This window comes from Oleiphilus sp. HI0128, assembly GCF_001635365.1.
The window spans coordinates 1-313 of record NZ_LWGG01000496.1 but is presented as its reverse complement, the minus strand read 5'-3'; the positions used below and the strand labels follow the sequence as shown (position 1 = coordinate 313).

1 protein-coding gene is annotated in these 313 nt (G+C 40.3%); it reads right to left on the bottom strand.

Going from position 1 to position 313, the window contains the following annotated elements; all coding sequences use genetic code 11:
* Positions 1-122: 122 nt before the first annotated feature.
* Positions 123-313, bottom strand: a 191-nt coding sequence (locus A3763_RS05980; protein ID WP_197482801.1) for an ATP-binding protein, incomplete at its 5' end; no start/stop codon positions are given.

The following is a 313-nucleotide window of genomic DNA, read 5'->3' as shown; positions in this document are numbered from 1 at the left end:
TATAAAGGCAATACGGCAGCCCGCCTGTTAATTTGCATGTAAAACTGACCCTGCTTTTGCACTTAATTTTGACCCGCCTGAGAGGCCAGATTATGGCCTGAACTTTTCTTTTATTTCCAGTTTTAAATTCGTTTATTAGTAGATTCTTTGTAGCGGTAACTTTCGTTACCTGTTTCAATGATGTGACAGTGATGCGTTAGTCGATCAAGTAATGCGGTTGTCATCTTTGCGTCACCGAAGACTTGGCTCCACTCTGAAAAGCTTAAGTTAGTCGTGATAATCACACTTGTTTTCTCATATAGTTTGCCTAGCA